The 23535-nt window shown below is 66.3% G+C and carries 22 protein-coding genes; 13 read left to right on the top strand and 9 right to left on the bottom strand.

The window, feature by feature from the left end; translation table 11 throughout:
- The first annotated feature begins 45 nt into the window (after positions 1-45).
- The 4 genes from glnA (at position 46) to ACAX61_RS03135 (ending at position 4030) form a co-directional block, all read left to right on the top strand.
- On the top strand, positions 46-1458 hold the full coding sequence (glnA, locus tag ACAX61_RS03120) for a type I glutamate--ammonia ligase (RefSeq protein WP_370713357.1): 1413 nt from the start codon (positions 46-48) through the stop codon (positions 1456-1458).
- Between the two features lie 126 nt (positions 1459-1584).
- Positions 1585-2040: a hypothetical protein gene (locus tag ACAX61_RS03125; protein WP_370713358.1), complete on the top strand. Its 456-nt coding sequence runs from the start codon at positions 1585-1587 to the stop codon at positions 2038-2040.
- Between the two features lie 40 nt (positions 2041-2080).
- On the top strand, positions 2081-3385 hold the full coding sequence (locus tag ACAX61_RS03130) for a M20/M25/M40 family metallo-hydrolase (RefSeq protein ID WP_370713359.1): 1305 nt from the start codon (positions 2081-2083) through the stop codon (positions 3383-3385).
- A gap of 36 nt (positions 3386-3421) precedes the next feature.
- Positions 3422-4030, top strand: coding sequence for a flavodoxin family protein (locus tag ACAX61_RS03135; RefSeq protein WP_370713360.1), 609 nt, complete (start codon positions 3422-3424; stop codon positions 4028-4030).
- 9 nt (positions 4031-4039) lie between these two features.
- On the opposite strand, the gene ACAX61_RS03140 is transcribed toward ACAX61_RS03135, so the two are convergent.
- The 4 genes from ACAX61_RS03140 to ACAX61_RS03155 all read right to left on the bottom strand — a co-directional run bounded on the left by ACAX61_RS03140 (position 4040) and on the right by ACAX61_RS03155 (position 12672).
- Positions 4040-5014 (bottom strand): quinone oxidoreductase family protein, encoded by a 975-nt coding sequence (locus ACAX61_RS03140; RefSeq protein ID WP_370713361.1) that lies wholly within the window; start codon positions 5012-5014, stop codon positions 4040-4042.
- 29 nt (positions 5015-5043) lie between these two features.
- Entirely contained in the window at positions 5044-9189 is a 4146-nt protein-coding gene (locus ACAX61_RS03145) for a translocation/assembly module TamB domain-containing protein (protein ID WP_370713362.1), read from the bottom strand.
- Positions 9186-11144 carry an autotransporter assembly complex protein TamA gene (locus ACAX61_RS03150; protein ID WP_370713363.1) on the bottom strand — a complete coding sequence of 653 codons (1959 nt, stop codon included), beginning with the start codon at positions 11142-11144 and terminating at the stop codon, positions 9186-9188. Before ACAX61_RS03150 ends, ACAX61_RS03145 begins: the two co-directional genes overlap by 4 nt.
- A 67-nt stretch (positions 11145-11211) precedes the next feature.
- Positions 11212-12672: an MFS transporter gene (locus tag ACAX61_RS03155; protein ID WP_370713364.1), complete on the bottom strand. Its 1461-nt coding sequence runs from the start codon at positions 12670-12672 to the stop codon at positions 11212-11214.
- A 165-nt stretch (positions 12673-12837) separates the two neighbouring features.
- Between ACAX61_RS03155 and ACAX61_RS03160 the strand changes: the two genes are divergently transcribed.
- From ACAX61_RS03160 to ACAX61_RS03170, 3 genes are read left to right on the top strand one after another with little or no spacing between them, the layout of a single operon-like run.
- Positions 12838-13983: an acyl-CoA dehydrogenase family protein gene (locus ACAX61_RS03160; protein WP_370713365.1), complete on the top strand. Its 1146-nt coding sequence runs from the start codon at positions 12838-12840 to the stop codon at positions 13981-13983.
- Between the two features lie 27 nt (positions 13984-14010).
- The gene (locus tag ACAX61_RS03165; protein ID WP_370713366.1) at positions 14011-14478 is read left to right on the top strand and encodes a VOC family protein; all 468 of its coding nucleotides are present in this window, start codon (positions 14011-14013) and stop codon (positions 14476-14478) included.
- A 17-nt stretch (positions 14479-14495) separates the two neighbouring features.
- Positions 14496-15284: an SDR family NAD(P)-dependent oxidoreductase gene (locus tag ACAX61_RS03170; protein ID WP_370713367.1), complete on the top strand. Its 789-nt coding sequence runs from the start codon at positions 14496-14498 to the stop codon at positions 15282-15284.
- Here the strand turns inward: ACAX61_RS03170 and ACAX61_RS03175 are convergent.
- A complete protein-coding gene (locus ACAX61_RS03175) occupies positions 15209-16513 on the bottom strand; it encodes a glycosyltransferase family 87 protein (protein WP_370713368.1) in 1305 nt (434 codons plus the stop codon). The genes ACAX61_RS03170 and ACAX61_RS03175 overlap by 76 nt on opposite strands.
- 90 nt (positions 16514-16603) lie before the next feature.
- Here ACAX61_RS03175 and ACAX61_RS03180 point away from each other — a divergent pair, with 90 nt between their 5' ends.
- Positions 16604-17020: a hypothetical protein gene (locus tag ACAX61_RS03180; protein WP_370713369.1), complete on the top strand. Its 417-nt coding sequence runs from the start codon at positions 16604-16606 to the stop codon at positions 17018-17020.
- A 99-nt stretch (positions 17021-17119) separates the two neighbouring features.
- A complete protein-coding gene (locus tag ACAX61_RS03185) occupies positions 17120-17410 on the top strand; it encodes a hypothetical protein (protein ID WP_370713370.1) in 291 nt (96 codons plus the stop codon).
- A gap of 7 nt (positions 17411-17417) precedes the next feature.
- Here ACAX61_RS03185 and recN read toward each other — a convergent pair whose 3' ends face one another.
- Together recN and bamD are read right to left on the bottom strand one after the other, a co-directional pair.
- Positions 17418-19079 carry a DNA repair protein RecN gene (gene recN, locus ACAX61_RS03190; RefSeq protein ID WP_370713371.1) on the bottom strand — a complete coding sequence of 554 codons (1662 nt, stop codon included), beginning with the start codon at positions 19077-19079 and terminating at the stop codon, positions 17418-17420.
- 22 nt (positions 19080-19101) lie between these two features.
- Positions 19102-19932, bottom strand: coding sequence for an outer membrane protein assembly factor BamD (gene bamD / locus ACAX61_RS03195; protein ID WP_370713372.1), 831 nt, complete (start codon positions 19930-19932; stop codon positions 19102-19104).
- A 134-nt stretch (positions 19933-20066) separates the two neighbouring features.
- Between bamD and ACAX61_RS03200 the strand changes: the two genes are divergently transcribed.
- Entirely contained in the window at positions 20067-20897 is an 831-nt protein-coding gene (locus tag ACAX61_RS03200; RefSeq protein ID WP_370713373.1) for a class I mannose-6-phosphate isomerase, read from the top strand.
- 80 nt (positions 20898-20977) lie between these two features.
- A complete protein-coding gene (locus ACAX61_RS03205) occupies positions 20978-21544 on the top strand; it encodes a glycine zipper 2TM domain-containing protein (protein ID WP_370713374.1) in 567 nt (188 codons plus the stop codon).
- A gap of 55 nt (positions 21545-21599) precedes the next feature.
- On the opposite strand, the gene ACAX61_RS03210 is transcribed toward ACAX61_RS03205, so the two are convergent.
- Both ACAX61_RS03210 and ACAX61_RS03215 read right to left on the bottom strand, forming a co-directional pair.
- Positions 21600-21821 carry a hypothetical protein gene (locus ACAX61_RS03210; RefSeq protein WP_370713375.1) on the bottom strand — a complete coding sequence of 74 codons (222 nt, stop codon included), beginning with the start codon at positions 21819-21821 and terminating at the stop codon, positions 21600-21602.
- Positions 21822-21878: 57 nt separating this feature from the next.
- Positions 21879-22469: an SOUL family heme-binding protein gene (locus ACAX61_RS03215; protein WP_370714886.1), complete on the bottom strand. Its 591-nt coding sequence runs from the start codon at positions 22467-22469 to the stop codon at positions 21879-21881.
- 70 nt (positions 22470-22539) lie between these two features.
- On the opposite strand from ACAX61_RS03215, the gene ACAX61_RS03220 reads away from it, so the two are divergent.
- Both ACAX61_RS03220 and ACAX61_RS03225 read left to right on the top strand, forming a co-directional pair.
- Entirely contained in the window at positions 22540-23085 is a 546-nt protein-coding gene (locus tag ACAX61_RS03220) for a glycoside hydrolase family 108 protein (RefSeq protein ID WP_370713376.1), read from the top strand.
- Between the two features lie 12 nt (positions 23086-23097).
- Entirely contained in the window at positions 23098-23511 is a 414-nt protein-coding gene (locus ACAX61_RS03225) for a holin family protein (RefSeq protein WP_370713377.1), read from the top strand.
- Positions 23512-23535: the final 24 nt, after the last annotated feature.

Consider the following 23535-nt stretch of genomic DNA (forward strand, 5'->3'; position numbering starts at 1 on the left):
TTGCGTGATTCGCGCAGCCGACTTTGTGAAACGAAAGGGACTTTAATGGCCACCGACGCCGGCACCATTCTGAAGCGTATCAAGGACGAGGAAATCGAGTGGGTCGACCTGCGTTTCACCGATCCCAAGGGCAAGTGGCAGCACCTGTCGATGGTCGCGTCGAGCCTGGATGAAGACCAGCTGACCGACGGCCTGATGTTTGACGGCTCCTCGATCGAGGGCTGGAAGGCGATCAACGAATCGGACATGGTGCTGAAGCCCGATCTGGACGCGGTCTATACCGATCCGTTCTCGGCCACGCCGATGCTGATCCTGTTCTGCGACGTGGTCGAGCCGTCGACCGGCGAACTTTACGCCCGCGACCCGCGTTCGACCGCGAAGCGCGCCGAGGCATATGTGAAGACCACCGGCATCGGCGACACCGTCTATGTCGGCCCCGAAGCCGAATTCTTCATGTTCGACGACGTGCGGTTCGAGAACACCTATTCGTCGAGCTATTACAAGATCGACGACATCGAGCTGCCGGGCAATTCGTCCAAGGAATATGAAGGCGGCAATATGGGCCACCGCCCGCGCGCCAAGGGCGGTTACTTCCCCGTCGCGCCGGTCGACTCGGCCGTCGACATCCGTGGCGAGATGGTTTCGACCATGCTCGAAATGGGCCTGCCGTGCGACAAGCATCACCACGAAGTCGCCGCCGCGCAGCACGAACTGGGTCTGACATTCGGCACGCTGACCGAAACCGCCGACCGTATGCAGATCTACAAGTATGTCGTGCATCAGGTCGCCCATGCCTATGGCAAGTCGGCCACCTTCATGCCCAAGCCGATCAAGGACGATAACGGCTCTGGCATGCACACCCACTTCTCGATCTGGGAAGGCAAGACGCCGCTGTTCGCCGGCGACGGTTATGCCGGCCTGTCGGACACCTGCCTCTACTTCATCGGCGGCGTCATCAAGCACGCCCGCGCGCTGAACGCCTTCACCAACCCGACCACCAACAGCTACAAGCGTCTGGTGCCGGGCTTTGAAGCGCCGGTGCTGCTGGCCTATTCGTCGCGCAACCGTTCGGCTTCGTGCCGCATCCCGTACGGCACGGGTGCCAAGTCGAAGCGCGTCGAATTCCGTTTCCCCGACGCGATGGCCAACCCGTATCTGTGCTATGCCGCGATCCTGATGGCTGGTCTGGACGGCATCCAGAACAAGATCCATCCGGGTGAGGCGATGGACAAGAACCTGTACGACCTGCCGCCCGCCGAGCTGGTGAACGTGCCGACCGTGTGCGGATCGCTGCGCGAAGCACTGGTGGCGCTGCAGGAAGATTACGAGTTCCTGCTGAAGGGCGACGTGTTCACCAAGGACCAGATCGAAGCCTATGCCGAGATCAAGTGGGCCGACGTGATCCGTTTCGAAACGACCCCCAGCCCGGTCGAATACGACATGTATTATTCGTCGTAATCCTTCGCGGTTTTGATGCGAATTGGGGCGCCCGGCCATTGGTCGGGCGCCCCTTTTCGCATCCATCGGGAACCGCATGTCCCCCTCGCCCCTTTGATGTTCGAACGCAGCAAAGGAAGGTCGGGCATGGACAAGCGCAGGGCAGCAATGATCGGCGGCATCGTCGCGGGTGTGGTGACGACGGCGGTGATGTGGGGCGGGCGCAAGTCCGGCATGCTGGGCAAGACGCTGGACCGCGACGCAGTGGACTGGATCGACCGCAACACCGGGTCGCGCGACGCCATCGGTAACGTTGGCACCAGCCTGATTGAATTCGGCAATCATCTGGGCGCGTCAGCGGCGTTCGGCCGCCTTTATGCCGAATTGCGGGACTATTTCCCCGACATGCCGCCGGCCGCGCTGGGCGCGCTGTTCGGCACGGTTCTGTATGTCGTGAATATTGCAGGCATCGCGCCGCTGCTGGGCATTACCGAGGGTGAGGTCGAAGCCGGGCCGCGCAAGGCTGGGGAGCGCTGGATGCTTCACATCGTGCAATCGGTCGTCACAGCGATGGTCGCGGAACGGTTGTCCGACGACGAATAGCTGCTTGGCAGGGGGAGCGCCGCTGGCCTAGCCTGTCGCCATGCTCAAACCGCTCCTCGCCGCCGCGCTCATCACCCTGCCCCTGCCTGCTATCGCTCAGACGGCTCCGCAACTGGCTGCCATGCGGAAGGCCGTAAGCGCGGACGCGACGCGCAACGAGGCGCTGTTGGAACGGCTGGTCGTCCAGAATTCGGGCACGCTGAACCTTGAAGGCGTAAAGGCTGTCGGCGAGCTGATGCGCGCCGAGCTTGAGCCGCTGGGCTTTGCGATCGAGTGGGTAGATCAGTCGGCGGTGGGCCGCGCCGGCCATCTGGTAGCGCGGCATCAGGGCAATGGACGCGGCAAGCGGCTGTTGCTGATCGGCCATCTGGACACCGTGTTCGAACCGTCTGCGCCCTTTACCGGCTTCAAGCGAGAGGGGCGCCGTGCGATCGGTCCCGGCGTGGGCGACGACAAGGGCGGCATGGTCGTGATCGTCGGCGCGCTGCGTGCCATGCAGGCGGCGGGAACGCTGAAGGATGCCGATATCACCGTTTATCTGACCGGCGATGAGGAGCGGTCGGGCCGCCCGACCGATCAGGCGCGCGCCGATCTGATCGAAGCAGCCAGGGCCAGCGATATCGCGCTGGAATATGAAGGGCTGGCGGTGGAAAATGGCCGCGAATTCGGCACCGTCGCGCGGCGCAGTTCGACAAGCTGGGAATTGCGGACCAGTGGCGTGACCGGCCATTCCAGCGGCATTTTCAACGAAGCGCTTGGCTATGGCGCGGTTTACGAACTGGCGCGCATCCTGGACGGGTTTCGGCGGGAACTGCCCGAACCCAATCTGACCTATAATGTCGGGGTCATGGCGGGCGGCACGCCCGCAGCCATCGACGCCGCCGGAGTTTCGGTTACCGCATCGGGCAAAACCAATATCGTTGCCGAAACTGCCATCGCGCGCGGCGACCTTCGCACACTCACACCCGAACAGGACGCAAGGGTGCGCGCGCGGATGGCCGAGATCGTTGCCAAGCACCTGCCCCGAACGGAGGCGACACTGACCTTTTTTGACGGCATGCCGCCCATGCCCCCGAGCGATGGTAATCGCGCGCTGCTGGCGACGCTCAACGCCGTGAACCGCGATCTGGGGCTGGCACAGATGCCCGAATATGACCCCGCCCGGCGCGGGGCGGCCGATTCGGGCTGGGTCGCGGCCATCGTACCCACGCTGGCAGGACTGGGGCCGGTGGGCGGCAAGGCGCATGCGGAGGGCGAGTGGCTGGACCTGGACAGCCTTGAGCGACAGGCGCTGCGTAACGCAGCGTTCCTGACGCGGCTGTCGATGGAACCACGCGGACGCTGAACAGTCCTCTCGTCTCCCGCCCGACAGGAGACAGAAATGGCACTCACCGCCCTTGCCCTGAATTGCTCGCTGAAAGCCGATGCGAGCAAGGAATCGTCGACCGACGCGATGATCGCGGTACTGGCCGATGCCTTTTCCAGGCATGACGTGACAATCAGCGAAACGATCCGCGTCGCCGCCCACGACGTGAAGCCCGGCGTCAGCAGCGACGAGGGCGATGGCGACGAGTGGCCCGCGATCCGCGAAAAGATCCTCGCCGCCGATATTCTGATCTTCGGCGGCCCGATCTGGATGGGTCAGATCGGCAGCGTCGCCAAGCGCGTGCTGGAGCGGCTGGACGCCTTTCTGAGCGAAACCGACGATCAGGGACGGATGCCCAGCTATTCCAAGGTCGCCGTCGCCGCGATCGTGGGGAACGAGGACGGCGCCCATTGGTCGTCGGCACAGCTGTTCCAGTCACTGAACGATGTCGGCTTCACCATCCCCGCCGTCGCCGCATGTTATTGGATTGGCGAGGCAATGGGATCGACCGATTTCAAGGACTTGGACGAAACACCTGAGGCTGTGACAAAGACTGCGAAGATGGTCGCCAGCAACGCCGCCCATCTCGCACAGCTTTTGAAGAACGCACCCTATCCAGGTTGAACAATGCCGTTATGGAAGGAGGACGGTGCTGCCGATGGTGGTGCCGGCCTCCAGCTCCTCATGCGCTTCCGCCACGGCTTCCAGAGGAAAACGCTGGCCGATTTCGGCGCTGATCGACCCGTCGCGCAACCGGGCGAATACCGCATCGGCATAACGCTGCCGCGCCTCAGCCGTCGTTGCATAATGGTAGAGTGTGGGCCGCGTGACGAACAGCGAGCCCTTGGCCGCCAGGGTTGCCAGATCGACGCCGGTTACCGGTCCGCTGGCATTGCCATAGCTGACGATCAGGCCGCGCGGGCTGGCGCTGTCGAGGGAGGCCTGCCACGTCGCGGCGCCCACGCCGTCGATGACCACCGGCACACCCGCGCCATCGGTCAGTTCACGCACGCGTGCGGCGATGTCCTGTGACTTGTGGATGATGATATGATCGGCTCCGGCAGCGCGGGCGCGCTCGCCCTTTGCCTCGCTGCCGACGACGCCGATCACCTGTGCGCCGACCGCCTTGAGCCAGCCGCACAGCAACAGCCCCACGCCGCCCGCCGCGCCATAAACCAGCACCGTCTGCCCGGGCTGAACCCGCGCGCAATCCTCCACTAGGCAGGCGGCGGTCGCGCCCTTGAGCATAAGGGCCGCGGCTTGTTCGTCGCTGACATCGTGCGGCAGGCGGATCAGCTGATCGGCGGCGACGGTCCGGTGCGTGGCATAAGCGCCGCGCGTGGTGAAGGTGCCGACCCGGTCGCCCACGGAAACGCCATCAACCCCCGCGCCCAGCGCCTCGACCACGCCTGTGCCCTCGGTCCCCAGCACGGCGGGCAGATCGACGGGATACAGGCCGGAGCGGTGATAGGTGTCGATATAGTTCAGGCCGATTGCCGTGGTCCGCAAGCGAACCTCCCCCGGCCCCGGTTCGGGCAATGGCGTGCCGACGAACTGAAAGACGTCGGGGCCGCCGGTGCGGTCGATACGCTGGACATGGGTCTGCATGGTCGCTCTCCTTGGATCGCCACTATAGCTCAATAATCGCGCGAGATGCGCACGTTCACGCTTTGCCGCCCGATGGTCGAAATAGTCGACAGGACCGACAGCCAGCGCGTGAACTGAAACTCCGCCCGCGTGGCGGAATAGCCAGCGCCGTCGCTGATGATCTCGACATAAGCGCGCCGGGTAATGAACTTGCCCGCCGCGATGGCCGTCTGCTGCCCGGTCTGCGGATCGGCGGACAGGATGCGAAGCCGGTCCAGCCCGGCGGCGCGGCGCAGCGCATTGATGGGGTTCAGCCCGTCGCCCCCCTCCTGCAACGCCGCTACCGCGCCCGCCAGTTGCAATGCCTCAGGCGCGGACAGGCTGGTGATCGACGTGCCGAACAGCAGCCGCGACAGCAATTCATCCTCTGGCAGCGCGGGCACGCTGGAAAAGCCGATTTCGGGCTTCAGCGCCGTGCCGGTCACGCGGATCGTGGCATTCAGCCCCTGCGTGTCGGCATTCGCCTGAATATCGAGCGCGGGATTGGCCGGAACCGACCCGTCGAAGCGGATGACCCCACGCTCCAAGTCGAAATCGCGTCCGGCGAATTCGTAATCGCCGCGGACCAGATCGGCCCGCCCCAAAATGCGTGGGTTGGTCGGCTCCCCATCGATGCGAAGATTGGCCGACCATTCGCTGTCCAGCCCCAGGCCGGTGACCAACATGCCCCCCGGCGCCCGCGCGCGCAGGTCGAGTTGCCACGGGGTAGCGACAGTCGCTTCCTCTTCCCCCTCCGGCAGGTTGATTTCGGTGATGTTCAGGCGCGGGATCGCGGCCGCCGCCGTCGCGCGGCCCAGCCGATAGCGGCTGGCGTCCAGCGTGACCTCACCCGCAATGGTGCCGCCCGCGCCGTCGCTGCGGATCGTCACCGGGCCGCTGACGGTCGCGCCGATATCGTCGCGGTTGATGACCAGCGCCCTGCGCGCCTCAAGCCGCAGATCCATGCCGAAACCGCGCGCGGCGGCCAGGTCGAAACTCCCAGCACCCGAAACGCTGCCCTGTCGCCCGTCGCTACCTTCGAACCGGTCGATCACCAGCCGCGATCCGTTGAAGCGACCGCTGGCCTTTATGCCGCTCAGCACGGTGCCCATCACCGCGCTTTCGATCCGGGCATTGTCGCTGCGGACCTGTCCCTGAATACGGGGGTCGGCGAGTCGCCCGGTCACGTCGGCGCCGATGCTGACGGGGCCGGACAGGTCGAACAGCTCGATCCCCGTCAGCCGCCACAGCGTATCGGCGGGACCGACATAGCGAAGCTGGGCGAACAGCGGCGCGTTGGTCAGCCGTTCGACCAGCGACCCGCCCGACAGCGGCGCCATACGCGCCTGTGCCCGGCCGACGGTGCGCCCGCCGGACGCCATGACGGCGCGAAAGCCCGCCTGATCGGCGCGCAACACGCCCTTCAGCCCGACATCGATCGGCGTGCCCGAGCGCACAAGCCCGGCACGCGTCAGCCCGCGAATGGTCAGGTCGGCCTGCCCCGTGGGCGCAGCGCCAGCGCGCGCGGCATAGCTGAAGCGTCCCGACGCCGACCCGCCCAGTCCCATGCCGGGATAGCCGATGTCCAGCACGCCCAGCGGCATGCGCGTCAGGCAGGCCTCGACCCCGATTTCATCATTGCCGAACCGGCCCGCAACCTGTGCCTCCCCGCCGGAAAAGGTCAGGCGGGTGGACGCAAGCTGCCATGTCCCGTCGCTCAACGTCAGCGTAGCGGGCGTTGCCAGCTTGAGCGGGCGCCCGTCGACCTGTCCGCCGCCGCGGATCGTATAGCGGTCGGGCGCGATGGCGGCATCGAAATCCAGCGCAAAGCGACGCCCGCGCGCCCCCGCCAGCGACACGCGCGCCGTCCCGCTTCCCCCCGTCAGCGATGCGGACCCGTCAAGCCGCGCAAGGCTGAGCGTCCCGCGCGACAGGCCGCGCGCCTGCGCCTGCACCGACAATGTGGTCCCATCGGGGTCCAGCAGCGTCGAGAAGCGAAGCCGCCCGCTGCGTATCCGCATACCCGCAATCATTGCGGCGCGGGCGGTCAGGTCGCCGTCGATCCGCTGGATATCCTCAACGGGGGCAAAGCGGATCGCGCCGCCCAGCCCGCCGCCCGCCACGTCGATCTGCCCCGAAAAGCCGCCGGTCACGATATCCAGCGCGCCCTGCCCGCGCGTGCCCGCCACGTCCAGCCGGTCGACGACCACCCGGGCCGTGCCCCCGCGCGGCAACAGGATGGTGCCCGCGCCCGTGAACGGCCCAATGCGCGAGCCGCCCGCTGCGGTATAGCGATACCCCTCTGCCACCGGGTCCAGAGCGGCCTGCACGTCGGACAGACCCAAGGTGGCATTCGGCGCGGCCAGCCGCAGGCGCAGGGCAGGCCGCTCGATCCGCCCGTCCAGGTTCAGCACCACCGGCCCATATTGGCGCGACACGCCCTGTCCGGCGAACACGAAGCTGCCGTCGATCCGGCGATAGCCATCGCCGGTCAGCGTCAGCCCCGGCGAGACCAGCCGCAGGCCACGGAAATGCAGGATGCGGTCGGGGCCGCGTTCAAGCCGGGTGACGATGCGCGGCAATCCTTGCGTCAGCGACCGGAAGAAGGCGTTTTCCAGCGTCAGCATTCGCGCGCTGCCGGTGCCGACGATTCGCGTGCCGCGCCCGCCCGCGCCCGGCACGACCGACAGCTTCGTATCCACCTCGACCACGCCCAGCCCCGCAATGCGGTAGCGCCGCAGTCCGCCAGCCAGCCCGACTTCGTAGCGCCCGGTCTTCAGGTCGACCAACAGCATGACGCGTCCGTTGAGCTGGTCGGACCTCAGCTGAAGCGCGTCGGCGGTGATGTTCGCGCTCGTCACCTTCAGCGGCCCGGAAACCGACAGGTTGCGCAGGATGCCACCCGCCACATCACCCACCCCCGTCACGCGCGCGGCGGTCAGCGCCAGCGGCACGGTCACCGGCGCAGCCGACAGGCGACCGCGTCCCATTGCGCGCACGCGTTCGAATCCGGTCTGGTCGAACGCCACACGGTCGGCGGTCAGCCGATAGTCGAAACTCGCGCGATCGAACGCCCCATCCAGTGTTACCCGCGCGGCGATGTTGCGACCGCTCATGTTCGGAAACAGCGCCGCCGGCCGTAGCAGGCGAATGTCGGTCACGAAATTGCGCCAGCCGTTGGTGGCAAGGTCGATGCCGCCCTCACTGTCCATCGCCAGCGATGCCGTGCGCGCGCTCAGCCGCCCCGACAACCGCCGGTCGGCCAGGGTCGCATCAGCGCTCAGGCGAATGGTCGGCAGCGACAGCCGCTGAAGTCGCCCGCGCAACAGGGGCGCGGGGGTGACCTGGCCGTCAAGGCGATAGCGCCCCGCATCGACGCCCAGCCGGAGCGCGACCAGCTCCGCCGTGCCCAGCGTCGCAACGGCGCGCCCGCGCCAACGCGACCAGCGCCCGTCGCCCGCCACATCGAATCGCACCGGCGACTGCGTGCCGATGGCGCGCGACAGCAGCCCACCGGCACGCCCGCGCCCGCGAGCGGCAAGTTCGAAACGGTCGCGGTCGGGTGCTGCGTCCAGCGTCAGCCGGACGAAATCGCTGCCCGCCACCAGCGCCGCTGCCTCGATCATGGCGCGGCGGTCATGCACGTCACCGCCCGCGATCAGCCGCGCGCTACGCTCCTGCCCCGCGACGGCGGGCGCGAGTTCGAGGCGCTCGATCGCCAATCGCCCGACATGAATGTCGAAGCCCGGCAGGATCGGCCCCTTTCGCCCGGTCGGCGTCGGCTGTGGCAGCTTGAACAGGCGCGCGCGCGGCACGATCAGACTGCGGATATCCAGCCGGTTGCGCGCCCATTCGAGCGGCCGCCAGTCAAGCTCGGCATGTGGCGCGGCGAAGACCAGCCCGCGCGGGTCGCTGATCCGAATGTCGATCAGCGTCGCCCGGCCATAGATCGACCCCTCGATCCGGCCGATCCGGTATCGCATACCATTGCCCGGCGCCAATGCGGCGATGCGGTCGGTGATGAAGCGGTGCCCAAGCTGCGTATCGGCGACGAACAGCGCCGCGCCCATCAGAGCCGCCAAGGCCACGACGATGATCGCCACGACGCGGGGCCAGCGCGCGCGGCGCACGGGGACAGGGCTTTCGGCCTCGCTCAAAAGGCCTGACCCAGGCTGACATAGACGGCGATGTGCGAATCCCCCGGCTGGGGATTGAGCGGCGTGCCGACGTCGACACGGATCGGGCCGAAATTGGAATAATAACGCACGCCCACGCCGGCCCCGTAGCGAAAGCCCGAAAATTTCGGCAGCGGAGAGGTATAGATGTTGCCCGCGTCGATGAACGGCACGACGCCGAAATTGCCGAACGCCCGGACGCGCGCCTCAAGCGAAAATTCTGTCAGGCTTCGGCCGCCGATCGGATCGTTGTTCAGATCGCGCGGCCCGATCGACTGAAAGCCATAGCCCCGCACCGAGGCGCCTCCCCCGGCATAGAAACGCCGCGACGGTGCAATCGCGTCGCGCGGCGCGCCCAGGATCGTGCCCAGCCGCGTGCGCGCGGCCAGCACAACCCGATCCCCGAACGGGCGATAGATGCTGGCGTCGATCTGGGTCCGGGCATAGCCGAAGGCCGCACCCGACAGCGAAACTTCCGGCGACAGCCGCCCGCCCAGCCGAAAGCCGGTCGTGGGGTTGAGCAGGTCGTCGGTCCCGTCATAGGTCAGGCTGGTGGGTAGCGCGCCGATGAAATAGACGCGCTCACGCGGCTCACCGGTGGACAGGATCACATCCTCCTCCCGCGACGCCGCCAGTTCGGCGCCGACCGACCAGACCCAGGATTTCTGAAAGAAGATATTGGTCTGCCGCTCCAGCGTGCCGGACAGCAGGAAGGTATCGGCCTGATAGGCGTCGCGTTCCAGATGCGCCGCCGTCGCCTGCAACGTCAGCACCCGGTCGCGCTGATGGAAATTGTTGCGTCGGAACGTAACGCCCGCCAACTGCTCACGCGTGCCCGCGACCCCGCGCAACGTCACTGCGCCTTCGGGTGGGAACAGGTTGCGATGCGTCCAGTTCGCCTCGACCCGCGCGCCTTCGCCCGTGCCATAGCCGATTTCGCCCGCGATCGTGCGTGGCGGCGCGGGGAACATGCGGACGTCCAGATCGACGGTGCCGGGCGCTTGGCCCTCCACCGGCTCGATCCGCACGGCAGAAACCAGCCCCGTCTGGACGATCGCGCGGCGCAGGTCGTCGACCGAGCCCTGGTCGAACGGCTCGCCGGGTTCGAAACGGGCGATGTCCTGCACATGGTCACCGTCGAACACGCGATTGTCGCGTGTGGTGATGCGCCCGAATCTCAACGCCTCACCCGGCGTGACCGCCACCGCCAGTGTCGCGGTGCGGGTGGCGTGGTCGACGACGATGCGCGGCTCCCCCACTTCGGCAAAGGGAAAGCCCGCCCGCCCGATACGCTCCCGCAGGTTCGTCTCGGCAGCGGCGATGGTGTCGGCGTTGACCGGATCGGTAGGCTCGACGGCAAAGGCGCGGCGCAGCTCCTCGGCCTTTGCACCCGCAGCCTCCACCCCTTCCAGCGTCACGCCGGCAAAGCGATAGACCTCCCCCGGACGGGCGGTCAGAAACACGGTGACCTCGCCCGCCCCCGCCTCGACCCGCGTGTCGACCTCTGCCGCGTAATAGCCCTCGGCCCGCAACAGTTCGTTCAGCAGGCTCGAATCCTCCCGCGCGCGGCGGTTCAGCTGCGCGGCATTCGAGCTTTCATTCTCGTGCAGACGCAGCGTCGATGCTTCATTGAACCGCTGTCGCATCAGGTCGGTCCAGATGCCGTCCATCCCCTCGACCCGGTAACGATAGCGGGTTTCGGCGGCGATCTGCTGCGCGGTATCGATGACGGCGACCGGATCGGTCGGCTGGGTCGACAGGTCGGGCCAGTCGATGCCGAGTTCGGGCATCGGCGCCAGCGGCGCAGCGGGATCGAGCGGAACGTCGTCGACCTGCGACGGCTGTGGCGCGGCCTGCCCCCAGGCGGCGGCAGGCGACAGCGCGATCAGGCCGGCGGCGGCGGCGGACCAGCGACCCCGGCGGAGTGGCGACGACATGCCCCTGCCCTATTGCCTCGCTGCGCCGGCGGCAATGGGCGAGCGCGACACCGCCCGCCCCTCCGCCTCAATCCGTCGCCGCCAGCCGTGCCACCCGCGCGCGATGTTCGTCGGCGCCAAAGGGGAAATGCAGGAACAGCCACGCCGCCGACATGGACAGCACCAGATAGGTGCCCGCGAACAGGATGGTCAGCCAGTCCAGCGTCGCGCCATCGACCTGACCGGGCCTGGCACCTTCGGGAAAGCCCGCCGCCGCCAGAATAAGGCCCGACACGAAAATGCCGATGCCGCTGGTGCATTTCTGGACGAAAAAGGCTCCGGCAAAGAACACCCCCTCGCTGCGGCGACCTGTGCGCACTTCGCTATGTTCGACCACATCGGCCATCATCGACGCGCCGAGGATCGCGGTGCCAACGCTGACGGCGGAATTGAGCGTGTAGATGGCGAACAGGACCGGTACCATCGCGGGATCGTCGGGCGTCGGGAACAACCCCGCCAGCCGCAGTGCAAAGGGCGTTGCCTGAAGCAGACCCGCCGCTGCGATCATCGACGCGGCCGCACGTGGCTTGCCGACACGGCGTGCAATGGCGGGCGCGCCGACGAACGCGATCACCACGCCTGCGAAAAGCACCGCAGCCAGCCACGCAAAGGTCGCCGTTTCGAAGCGCCAGACAAAGCTGTAGAGGTAATTGGACAGCGCAAAGCTGATCCCCTGATTGGTATAGGCGAACAGCCCCGCCGCCATCAGGATCAGGAACGGGCGATTACGGACCGCCCCGGCCAGCTCGCGAAAGGCAACGCCAACGCCGCCGCGTTCGATATGGGGTTGAGGCAGGCGCGCGATTTCGCGGTGGGTGCCGATGGCCGACACGAGAATCGCGACCAGCATCGCGCCCGCGCCTGCAATCGCAAAGCTCTGATACCCCGCACGGTTCAGAAGGCCGTTCGACTGGCCCGGCTCCGGCACCAGAAACAACTGATACGCTGCCAGCAACATCAGCAATCCGCCCGCCCACCCAAAGATATAGCGATAGGCGGTGATCCGCGTGCGCTCGTCATAATCGGCAGTCAGTTCGGGGGTCAGCGCCTGGCTTGGCACTTCATAGGCGGAAACGGCAGTCCGGACGACCACCGCCGCCCCGAACAGCCACGCCAGCGTCCAGCCCGACGACAGCGCGGGCGGGTTCCACAGCGCGACCCAGCCCAGCGCGATCGGCAGCGCGGCTGCATACATCCACGGATGCCGCCGCCCCCATCGCCCGCGCGTGCGGTCCGACGCGACGCCGATCATCGGATCGATCACTGCGTCCAGTAACAGCGCGCACATGACGATGAAGCCGACCTGCGCCGAAGGCAGCCCGATCACCTGATTGTAGAAGAGCAACAGGAACGTGCCGAACCCATTGTCCTTCACACCATAAGCGACCGCGCCAAAACCATAGGCCAGCGTCGTCGCGGTGGCGACGCGGCGGACGGGCGGCAGCGGGGCGACATCGGCCTTTCGCGGCTCCGGTATCGAGTGGTTCACCGGGTCCCGATCCCGACAGCAACGTCCACGAAAATCATTTGGAAGATCGGGTATGGATTCGCGCTTGCCATGCAGCCCCCGTTTCGCCTAGCCCTTGTGCCACAACGCCGGCGACGCTGCGTGGTTTCGACGCGGCGAACGACCGGCCAGGGGAGAGGATGCCGCATGGCGCTGGATGCCGAAACATTCGATGCGCTGATCGAGGGGGTTCGCCGGTTCGTCACCGACCGGCTGCGCCCGCTGGAGGCCGAGGTCGAGGCTGACGACGCCGTACCCGCGCCCGTGGTCGCCGAGATGCGTGAGATGGGCCTGTTCGGCCTGTCGATCGCGCCCGAATATGGCGGGCTGGGCCTCAACATGGTCGAGGAATGCCGCGTGGCGATGGAAACGGGGCACACCACCCCGGCCTTTCGTTCGGCATTCGGGACCAATGTTGGGATCGGCAGCCAAGGCCTGGTCATGGCTGGTACGCCCGAACAAAAGGCTGAGTGGCTGCCGCGCATCGCCAGTGGCGAAATCATCACCAGCTTTGCCCTGACCGAACCCGATGTCGGCTCCGATTCCGGCAGCGTGAAGACACGCGCGGTGCGCGACGGCGACATCTATCGCCTGTCGGGGACCAAGCGTTACATCACCAACGCCGACAAGGCTGACCTGTTCACGGTCATGGCCCGCACCGGTGAAGAGGCCGGGGGGCGCGGTGTCACCGCCTTTCTGGTTCCACGCGACCTGCCCGGCGTGTCGGTGGGCGAACCTGAAAAGAAGATGGGACAGCGCGGCGCGCGGGTGTGCGACGTGCATTTCGACGACGTCCCCGTCCCCGCCGCGAACCGGCTGGGCAATGAGGGCGATGGCTTTCGCATCGCCATGCGCGTGCTGGACCGCGGGCGGCTGCACATTGCCGCCGTCTGCGTCGGCGTCGCGGAGCGGCTGATCGCGGACACCGTCGCCTATGCCGCCGAACGCCGCCAGTTCGGGAAGCCCATTGCCGAGCATCAGCTGATCCAGGCGATGATCGCCGATTCCAAGACAGAGGCACTGGCCGCCCGTGCGCTGGTCCTCGAAACCGCAGCGGCCAAGGATGCCGGCGGCGACGTGGTGCTGGAAAGCGCGGCGGCCAAGCTGTTCGCCAGCGAAATGGTTGGCCGCGTTGCCGACCGCGCGGTGCAGGTGCATGGCGGCGCGGGCTATATCGCCGATTACGGCATCGAGCGGCTGTACCGCGATGTCCGGCTGTTCCGCATTTACGAGGGCACCAGCCAGATCCAGCAGATCATTATCGCGCGCGAAACGATGAAGCGGGGCGGGTAAGGTCAGGGACTGCGAAAGGAACGACCGATGCAAACCGTCCTCCGCGCCGCCGCGCTGCTGAGCCTGCTGACCCCCGTGGCCGGGCATGCGCAATCCCCCCCGTCGCGGGCCGCGCGCGGCGACCATGTCGCGCTGGCGGTCTCTGACCTGCAGGCCAGCGCCGAATTTTACAGGCGGGTCTTCGGGTTCGCCGAGTTGAAGGCGCCAGTGGTCAACCGCCGCTGGCTCGACCTGGGCGGCGGGTTCGCGCTGCACCTCATTCCCGGCCGCACCGCGCCCGTCGGGATCGATCGTGGCAATCACCTGGCGGTCGCGGTCGGCGATTTTGACGGCTTCGTCGCCAATTTGGCGGCGATGGGCGTTCCGTTCACCGACTTTGAAGACCGCCCATCGACGGTGCAGCGCCTGCGCACCGACGGGGTGCGTCAGGTCTATATCCGCGATCCCGACGGCCATCGGATTGAGGTCAACGACGCCGCCGCTCAGCGGGGCTGAGGCAAAAGGAGTACCCTATGGACACCAACAGCCTGTTCCGTCTGGATGGTCGCGTCGCGCTCGTCACCGGGGGATCGCGGGGCATCGGACGGATGATCGCGCAAGGGTTCGTCGGCATGGGCGCGCGCGTCTATATCAGTTCGCGAAAGGCCGATGCCTGCCACGCCACCGCAGAGGCGCTGGGCGACAGTGCCATCCCCCTGCCCGCCGATGTTTCGACGGTTGAGGGGTGCCGCGCGCTTGCCGCCTCGATCGCACAGCGCGAAGAGGCACTGGACATCCTGGTCAACAATGCGGGCGCGGCCTGGGGCGAGCCGTTCGAGATCTTTCCGGAAACTGGCTGGGACAAGGTCATGGACCTGAACGTCAAATCTCCCTTCTTCCTGACCCAGTCGCTGCACGCGCTGCTAAAGGCCAGCGGCCGTGCGGACCGCCCGGCAAAGGTAATCAACATCACCTCGATCGACGGTCAGCGGCTGAACGGGTGGGATACATATAGCTATCATGCGTCGAAATCGGCGCTGATCTATTTGACCAAGCGCATGGCCGCGCGGCTGATCCGCGATCATATCAACGTCACTTCGATCGCGCCCGGCGCCTTTGCCAGCGACATGAACAAGGCCGCGCGCGACCATGGCGACGACGTGGCAAAGGCGATCCCCGCGGGCCGGATCGGCGTGTATGAGGATATGGCGGCGGCCGCCATCTACCTCGCCGCCCGCGCAGGCGATTATGTGGTGGGCGACACGATCACCGTCGACGGTGGGTTGGTGAACGCTTCGCTGGGCCGCAGCATCGACGCTTGACACGCCCGGTTTGCCACCGCTTTCCGGCGTATCGACAGGAACAGCGGCCACAGCATGAATGCGCCCAGCGCAACCCCGCTCGCAACCGCCAGCGGCGCGGCCAAAAGCGGCGTCAGAACCGCCAGCGCTGACCGCCACAGGCCGTCGGCCCGCAGCACTGGCCACGCCCAGGCAAGCACCAGCGCAACCGATACACAGTCATAGTCGCTGACATAGATCGAGCCGAGCAGGACACCCAGCAGCAACATCGCAAACGAGGTCGGCGTCGCCCCGTCGGTACGCCACCGCGCCAGCACAAGCCACGCGACCACTGCGCTGACCAGCACCTGCGCGGCATAGGCAACGGCGACCGCCGCATCCAGATGACGAACCAGCACGAATGCCGAGATCATCCGGTGCCAGGTCCCCCAGCCATTCTCCAGGATGACCGTTTTCAGCATCGCGCCCTGCGCCGCATAGGCCAGCCACAAGTCAATCCCGAAGATGACGAGCGAGAGCATAATCAGCAGCACCGCTGTCAGGCACAGCGCTGCGACCGCACGATATTCCCGTCCCGCCAGAAGCGCGAGCGGCACCAGCCACGCCAGCTGCGGCTTGACCACCAGCAGCGCCAGTATCGCGCCGGCCAACATGGGGCGGCGCTCCAGCAGGATAAGGCCCCAGCCCAGAACAGCTGCGATCCAGCACCCGTTCTGCCCCCCGATCGCGTTGATGAGGATGGCGGGTGGGGCGAGGGCCAGCAGGAACCAGTTCGACGGGGCGATCCGCCGCACGGCCAGCGCGAAGGCAAGCCACCCGCCCACCTGCCATACCAACCAGCCCGCCTCGTACGGCAAAAGGCCGATCGGCGCGGTAAGCAGCAGCATGACGGGCGGATAGCTGTAATGATAAAGGTCGATCGGCCCGCCGACGACCGCCTGCTGGAAATCGTGGAACAGCCTAAGATCATAGATCAGCGTTGCCCGACCGGAGATCGCAAGCCGGGCCGCCGACCAGAAGTTCAGGAAATCCTCTCCAAAGGGACGGTCATTGCCGTCGGTCAACCCGACCTGTCTTTGCATAGCCAGGTAGATCACGAGAAGGATGGGAGCGACCAGGCACCATATGACAGCGATCCGCCGGATCCGCGGCATGTCGAGCCAGAGGTTCAGGCTATGGGCGAAAGAGCGGGACATGAGCCCGCCATAGCCAGCGGTGGTGTAGAAATAATTGCGTGCGGGTGCGGCCATGGCGGAATGCTGAAAGCGTCAGCGCCGTAACGACCCGGTCACATTCCACTTTCACAAAAGTCCGCAAGATCGAACAAGCGGGGCTTTCAAATGCGTATCCTTTTTACGGCAGCAGCACTGATCGGCATTGCGGCCACGGCACATGCGCAAACCGTTTCGCAGCCCAGCTTTTGCGAACGACTGGCCGCGCAAACCGGCATGAAGCCCACGAACAAGCCGAAGATGTGGGAAATCCGCACGATGAACGGCCTGAAGGCCGCACTGATCGGGGATTCCACCAGCGTTATGATGGGCGTGGGGAGCGCGGGGCCGGCCACGGCGGAAGAATATGAACGGCTGTCCAAGACGTGCAAACCCGCGAAGAAAGGCCCGCAGTGCGATCTGGTCGGACCTGTCGAACTGCAACTGACGATCAAGAATGGAGAGCAGGTGCGGCAAGTCGCAGAAGCAGGCGAAGCGGCACAGGTTGCGATGATCGGGTCGCGCGTCCGCTGCACTGACCTTTAACAAGCGGCGTCCGGCCGGGTCGTGGCTTTTGCGGCCCAGGCAGAAAGTGTGATGGCCCCGTTTATGATTGCCGCGTTTGCAGTTGTCGTGGTCGGGGTCATGTCCGTTCGGGCGAACCGCAAGTTCCGCGCCGAGCGGCGATTGCCGATGCAATGGTGGCTTGATGGTTCAGTGACATGGACCGCACCGCGTCGATGGGCGCTGGCGTTCATGCCGGGGCTGGCGTTCGTTACGCTCTCGACCATTGCAATCATCAGCGTGACCATGTCGCCCCGCCCCGGTCAGGAAGGGTTGGCAGTACCCGGCATCGCTCTTTTTGGAACGACGTTCGTCGCGATCCACGCGCTGCATCTGTGGCTGATCGGGCGGACGATCAGCGCGCGCGGGTAGCGGCGCCTTAGGCCGCCAGCAGCCGCTCTGCCTGAGCGCGCGCTTCGGGTGTTACTTCGGCGCCGGACAGCATCCGTGCGATTTCCTCGCGCCGCTCATCGGGGCCGAGCGGTGTGACACCGGTGCGGGTCACAGTGCCGTCGCTCGACTTGGCGATGCGATAGTGGCGGCGGCCCCGCGCGGCGACTTGCGGGCTGTGGGTCACGACCAGCACCTGATTGCGCGTCGACAGCCGCGCCAGCCGGTCGCCGATGGCGCTGGCAACGGCGCCGCCGACACCGCGGTCGATTTCGTCGAACACCAAGGTCCGCGCACCGCCCTCTTCAGCCAGCGCCACCTTCATCGCCAGGATGAAGCGCGACAATTCGCCGCCACTGGCGATTTTCATCAACGGAGCAAAGGGCGCGCCGGGATTGGTGGACACCTCGAACTCGACACGGTCGCTGCCGTCGGCGCCCCATTGCTCGCGCGGCAGCGGCGCCACGGTGGTGCGAAAGCGCGCGGCATCGAGCTTCAGCGGCGCCAGTTCGGCCGCGACCCCGGCATCGAGCCGCCCCGCCGCTTCGGCGCGCGTCGCACTCAAAGCCTTCGCGGCGGCGACATAACGCGCCTCTGCCGCATCGGCCGCGCGGGTCAGGCCCGCCAGTCCGGCCTCCCCGCCCTCGACCAGCGCCAGCCGTTGCGCCAGTTCTTCGGACAGTGCCGGCAGTTCGTCCGGCTGCACCCGGTGCTTGCGAGCCACGCCGCGCAGTTCGAACAGCCGCGCCTCATCCGCTTCCAGAACGGCCGGGTCGAACGCCAGCGCATCGGCGGCGACGTCCACCTGATCCTGAGCACCCGCGCCCTCAACGATTGCGCGGTCGATCGCCGCCAGCGCGTCCACCAGCGCCGGATGCGCTTCGCCCGCGCGCTCCAGGATACGCGCAGCCTGACGCAGCCGCGACAGTGCGCCGTCGGACCCGTCAAGCAGGTCGGCCACCGCCGTTAATTCACCGGCCACCCGCTCACCGCGCTGCATCGTCGCGCGGCGTTCGGCCAGTCGTTCTTCCTCACCCGCTTCGGGCGCTAGGGTCGTGAGTTCGGCCACCGCGTGGGCCAGCCATTCGCGGTCCCGTTCGGCCACCGCCTGGGCCGCGCGCGCTTCCTCCAGGCGGGCGACAGCGGCACGCCATTCGCGCCACGCCGCACTGACGGCGCCAGCGTCCGCACGGGCAAAGGCGTCGAGAAGCGCCCGGTGCCCGCGCGGGTTCAACAGCCCGCGATCGTCATGCTGCCCGTGGATCTCCACCAGCATCGCGCCCAGTTCGCGCAGCAGCCCGGCGGACGCGGGCTGATCGTTCACAAAAGCGCGGCTGCCGCCATCGGCCTTGACCAGCCGACGGATCATCAACGGCTCACCCGGTTCGATCGACAGCCCGTTATCGCCAAGCAGCGCGGCAATGGGACCGTCGGCAGCGGGAATGTCGAAGCTGGCCGTCACCACCGCCTGCGCCGAACCATGGCGCACCAACCCGCTGTCCCCGCGCGCGCCCAGCACCAGGCCCAGCGCGTCGAGCAGGATCGACTTGCCGGCGCCCGTCTCTCCGGTAAGGACACCCAGTCCCGCGCCGAAATCGAGGTCGAGCGCCTCGATCAGCACCACGTCCCGGATCGACAGCGCGGTCAGCATGACGGAAGGCCCAGCGTAAGGATCAGGTGCCGACCGGGTCGATTTCGGTCGCCGGCTTTTGCGGCGCCTGTGGCGGCAGAACGGGGTTTTCACCCATCAGTTCGTACGCGCGCTCATACCATTCGGTACCCGGATAGTTGGCGCCCAGCACGGCGGCCGACTTGCGCGCTTCATCACGCAGGCCAAGGTTCAGATACGCCTCCACCAGACGCATCAGGGCTTCCGGCGCGTGGCTGGTCGTCTGGAACTGATCGACGACCGAGCGATAGCGCATCGATGCCGCCAGCCATTGGCCGCGACGGCCATAGAAACGCCCGACCTCCATCTCCTTGCCCGCAAGGTGGTCGCGCACCAGGTCGACCTTCAGCCGCGCATCGGCGGCATAGCGGGTGTTGGGGTAACGGCGCGACAGTTCACCCAGCGAATCGAGCGCCTGCTGCGTGATCTTCTGGTCGCGGGTCACGTCGGTGATCTGCTCGTAATAGCCGAGCGCGATCAGGTAATAGGCATAGGGCGCGTCGCGATTGCCCGGATGAACCGCCAGAAACCGCTGCGCCGACTGAATGGATTCGGTGTAATCCTTGTTCAGATAATAGCTGAACGCACTCATCAACTGCGCACGGCGCGCCCAGACCGAATAGGGATGCTGCCGCTCGACTTCGTCGAACAGCGCCGCCGCCTGCTTGTACTGGCCGCGATCAAGCCGCTGCTTGGCGGCCATGTACAGGGTGCTGACGTCGCGGGCGACATAGGGGATGTCGGCGCCTTGGTTCGAGCGGGCACAGGCGCTGAGACCGAAGGCGGACAGGACGACCGCGCCGAGCGCGAGGGGGCGGATGGGCAAGCTACGCATGGCGCCTCCTTACCCGACGCGCGTTCCGGCGAACAAATCAATTTTTGCGCCGGGCATGGACTTGCCAGACGAAACGATCCCCATGCTAGCTGCGTTGCAGCGATTGCCCGATTCGTAATTCCGGAGAATGAGCCTTGCCCGCAACCAAGCTTGCCACCCACCGCGTCGAAAAGCCTTGGGGCCGGATGAAGCTGTATCCCGGTTTTGCAGACCCGGCGCCCGGCGGGGAACCGGTGGGCGAAGTGTGGTTCCAGCAACCCGGTGACAGCACGCCGGACCTGCTGATCAAATATCTGTTCACCAGCGAAAAGCTGTCGGTTCAGGTCCATCCGAATGACGAACAGGCGCAGGCACGCGGTCTGCCGCGCGGCAAGGACGAATGCTGGCTGATCCTGGATGCTGAACCCGATTCGACCATCGCGGTGGGCACCGTGCGCCCGTTGTCGGCCGACGAACTGCGCGCCGCCGCGCTCGACGGGTCGATCGAGGAACTGGTCTACTGGAAGCCGGTGAAGGCAGGCGACTTCCTCTATTCGGAATCGAACACGGTTCACGCGATCGGCGCGGGCATCACGCTGATCGAAGTGCAGCAGAACAGCGAAACCACCTATCGCCTGTATGATTATGGCCGCCCGCGCGAGTTGCACCTGGATGACGGCGTGGCCGTCAGCGACGCCGTGCCCTATGTTCCCTACCCCTCCCCCGGCGAAGTGGCGGCGGGGCGCACAATCCTGGTCGAAGGGCCAAAATTCGTGCTGGAACGCTGGACCGGCGGCGCGCGCGACGTGAACCTGCCCGACGGTGAGACGGGCTGGCTGGTGCCGGTGCGGGGATCCGGCCAGGTGGGCGGGGTCGAATGGCAGGCGGGCGAATGCGTGTCGGTGACCGGCAGCGAGCGGATCGACGCGTCGGAAGATGCCGACCTGCTGTTCGCTTATCCCGGCGAAACCCGACTGCCAGCTTAACGGCAGGTAGTTTTTCGTTCACGAAACAACCGGCAGCATTGCGTCGTTCTTGATGCCTGAAACAGGTAGAAGGAACGACCATGCGAACCCCCATGCTGACCGCGCTGATCGCCGCCATCGCGCTTCCCGCGGTGCCTGCTGTTGCGCAGCATAACCCGCGTGAGAGCAATCGCGAATATCGCCGCGAAGTGCGCGATGCCGATCGCGACTATCGCCGGGATCTACGCAACGCCGACTCGCGCCGGGATGTGCGAGAGGCGCGCCGCGAATATCGCCGGGAGGTTCGCGACGCCCGTCAGGACCGTCGCCAGGATCGCCGCGACTGGCGCCAGTATCGCAATTACGACTGGAACCATCCGGGTCGCGGCCAGCGCCGCTATTACGCGGACCAATATTATCGCGACGGCCGCTATTATCAGCCGCGCCGCCTGGGCCGCAACGACCGCATCTATCGCGGAAATGACGGACGTTATTACTGCCGTCGCAATGACGGCACGACGGGCCTGATCATCGGCGCACTTGGCGGTGGTGTGCTGGGTAACTTGCTGACGGCGGGCAATTCGGGCCTGATCGGCACGCTGCTGGGCGGTGGTGCGGGTGCGCTGCTGGGCCGTCAGATCGATCGCGGCGGAGTACAGTGCCGCTGATTGCTCTTGAGTGACAAAGGGGGCCGGGCGAGCAATTGCCCGGCCCCTTTTCGATTCAGATCAGGCCGCCGCCCAGAAACAGCCGGATCGCACCCAGCACGATCAGCACCAGGTTGAAGTTGCGCCCGGTATTGCTGTTCGACAGCGCGCCAACGGCCGTGCCCACCACCGGGATCGTCAGCACGAACCACAGCGACCAGCCCAGCAGCGGTATCCAGCCAAGGATAATCAGCGGGAGCGAGAGCAATCCAATCAGGATCGAGAGAAGATTGAGCATGGCGGTGATATAGCCCCCTAAAACACCCGGTTCAATAGATGCTGGCGACCGGCACGATCACCTCGTTGCGGCGAAACGGCCCCGGTACGAAGGGCGCGTTGTAGAACGCATATTCGACCCGGTCGCCTTCAGACCATATTCCTCAAGCCACACCCGCAGCGCCGCTTCGCGTTCGGCAAGCATCAGGTCGTCGGCACGGCCCGCAAACCGGATCGCCGCGACGCGCCGCCCCTTCAGCGTTTCGATCTCAACATCGGCGGGGGGTGCAGGCGGATCGGTGTCGAGATAGGTTTGCGGCAACACGAAACGCGTGCGCCATTTATTCCCATCGGCGTCGGACAGAACAGGCGCGGTCATCGCGATCTTCTCACCATCGCGTGAATTGGCGAAGATATAGTCCGCCAAATTCCTGAAACCCTGCGAAAGCGCCTCCTCGCGCGGGCCGGTGACGCGCGTATTGGCCACTTTCATCGCGCCATAGGCCCGCACCTCCACCGCGCCGTCCTTCAGCACCAGGGTATAGGGTGGCGTTTCGACGCGCGTTGCCCACCACGCCGCCGCACCTGCCGCTGCCGCCACCGCGATGCCGCCGCCAATCCATTTCGCGCGCTGATCGACCTTCAATTCCATTGCCTTCATCTCCGTCACGGCCAACAGCCTGTCCTACAACCAACCAAATAGGTTACCGGTGAGTCGATGTGGGACAGGAGGGCTTAGCATGGATATCGACCGGCTGATCGACGAACTCATCGAACGCGAAGGTGGTTTCATCAACCACCCCGCCGACCGTGGCGGACCAACGCGCTGGGGCGTGACCGAAGCAACCGCTCGCGCCGCCGGCTATCGCGGCGCGATGCAGGATTATCCACGTGCGGCGGCCGGATCGCTGTATTGCGCGCGTTACTGGCTGGCTCCGCGCTTCGACGCGGTGGCGACGCGCGCACCCGCCTTGGCGGCCGAATTGTTCGACACGGGCGTGAATATGGGGCCTGCGGTCGCCGCTGGCTTTCTCCAGCGCGCGCTGACCGCGCTCAATCGTACCGGGCGCGACTATCCCGATCTGGCGGTCGATGGCCGTATCGGGCCGCAGACATTGGCGGCGCTCGACCGCTTTCTCGCGCTTCGCGAGCCCGGCGGCGAAACGGTGCTGTTGAAGGCGGTGGAGGCGATGCAGGGCGAACGCTATCTGCGCCTCGCCGAACGCCGCCCCGCCAATGAGGCTTTTCTGTACGGCTGGCTCGCCAACCGTCTGGGCAATCATTGAGGGGGCGGCGCGATGACCATTCTGAATGCCGTGATCGGCCCGGTGGCCGGTCTGATCGACAAGATCATTCCCGACCCTAAAGCCCGCGATCAGGCAAAGCTGGAACTGCTGAAGCTGGAGGGCAGCCAGGAACTGGACACGCTGAAAACGCAGTTATCGGCAATCGTGGCGGAGGCGCAGTCGCCCGATCCATGGACCAGCCGCGCGCGGCCCAGCTTTCTGTATGTCATGTACGCCCTATTCCTGTGGGCGATCCCGATGGGCCTGATCGCCGCCGCCGACGCTGAAATGGCCGACGCCATCGTGGCTGGGATCACCGGCTATCTGCGGGCCTTGCCGGAGGAGCTGTATACGCTGTTTGGCACCGGCTATCTCGGTTATACGGCCGCGCGGCAATGGGGGAAGGTGAAGGGCGTGGAGCGTTGAGCGTTCGCGGGCGCTCTTGGCAGG

This window comes from Sphingomonas sp. IW22 (assembly GCF_041321155.1).
GTDB lineage: Bacteria > Pseudomonadota > Alphaproteobacteria > Sphingomonadales > Sphingomonadaceae > Sphingomonas.

Coding starts and splice junctions, on each gene's coding strand:
- glnA (WP_370713357.1), top strand. CDS start 46: ATGGCCACCGACGCCGGCACCATTCTGAAGCGTATCAAGGACGAGGAA.
- ACAX61_RS03125 (WP_370713358.1), top strand. CDS start 1,585: ATGGACAAGCGCAGGGCAGCAATGATCGGCGGCATCGTCGCGGGTGTG.
- ACAX61_RS03130 (WP_370713359.1), top strand. CDS start 2,081: ATGCTCAAACCGCTCCTCGCCGCCGCGCTCATCACCCTGCCCCTGCCT.
- ACAX61_RS03135 (WP_370713360.1), top strand. CDS start 3,422: ATGGCACTCACCGCCCTTGCCCTGAATTGCTCGCTGAAAGCCGATGCG.
- ACAX61_RS03140 (WP_370713361.1), bottom strand. CDS start 5,014: ATGCAGACCCATGTCCAGCGTATCGACCGCACCGGCGGCCCCGACGTC.
- ACAX61_RS03150 (WP_370713363.1), bottom strand. CDS start 11,144: ATGTCGTCGCCACTCCGCCGGGGTCGCTGGTCCGCCGCCGCCGCCGGC.
- ACAX61_RS03160 (WP_370713365.1), top strand. CDS start 12,838: ATGGCGCTGGATGCCGAAACATTCGATGCGCTGATCGAGGGGGTTCGC.
- ACAX61_RS03165 (WP_370713366.1), top strand. CDS start 14,011: ATGCAAACCGTCCTCCGCGCCGCCGCGCTGCTGAGCCTGCTGACCCCC.
- ACAX61_RS03170 (WP_370713367.1), top strand. CDS start 14,496: ATGGACACCAACAGCCTGTTCCGTCTGGATGGTCGCGTCGCGCTCGTC.
- ACAX61_RS03175 (WP_370713368.1), bottom strand. CDS start 16,513: ATGGCCGCACCCGCACGCAATTATTTCTACACCACCGCTGGCTATGGC.
- ACAX61_RS03180 (WP_370713369.1), top strand. CDS start 16,604: ATGCGTATCCTTTTTACGGCAGCAGCACTGATCGGCATTGCGGCCACG.
- ACAX61_RS03185 (WP_370713370.1), top strand. CDS start 17,120: ATGTCCGTTCGGGCGAACCGCAAGTTCCGCGCCGAGCGGCGATTGCCG.
- recN (WP_370713371.1), bottom strand. CDS start 19,079: ATGCTGACCGCGCTGTCGATCCGGGACGTGGTGCTGATCGAGGCGCTC.
- bamD (WP_370713372.1), bottom strand. CDS start 19,932: ATGCGTAGCTTGCCCATCCGCCCCCTCGCGCTCGGCGCGGTCGTCCTG.
- ACAX61_RS03205 (WP_370713374.1), top strand. CDS start 20,978: ATGCGAACCCCCATGCTGACCGCGCTGATCGCCGCCATCGCGCTTCCC.
- ACAX61_RS03210 (WP_370713375.1), bottom strand. CDS start 21,821: ATGCTCAATCTTCTCTCGATCCTGATTGGATTGCTCTCGCTCCCGCTG.
- ACAX61_RS03220 (WP_370713376.1), top strand. CDS start 22,540: ATGGATATCGACCGGCTGATCGACGAACTCATCGAACGCGAAGGTGGT.
- ACAX61_RS03225 (WP_370713377.1), top strand. CDS start 23,098: ATGACCATTCTGAATGCCGTGATCGGCCCGGTGGCCGGTCTGATCGAC.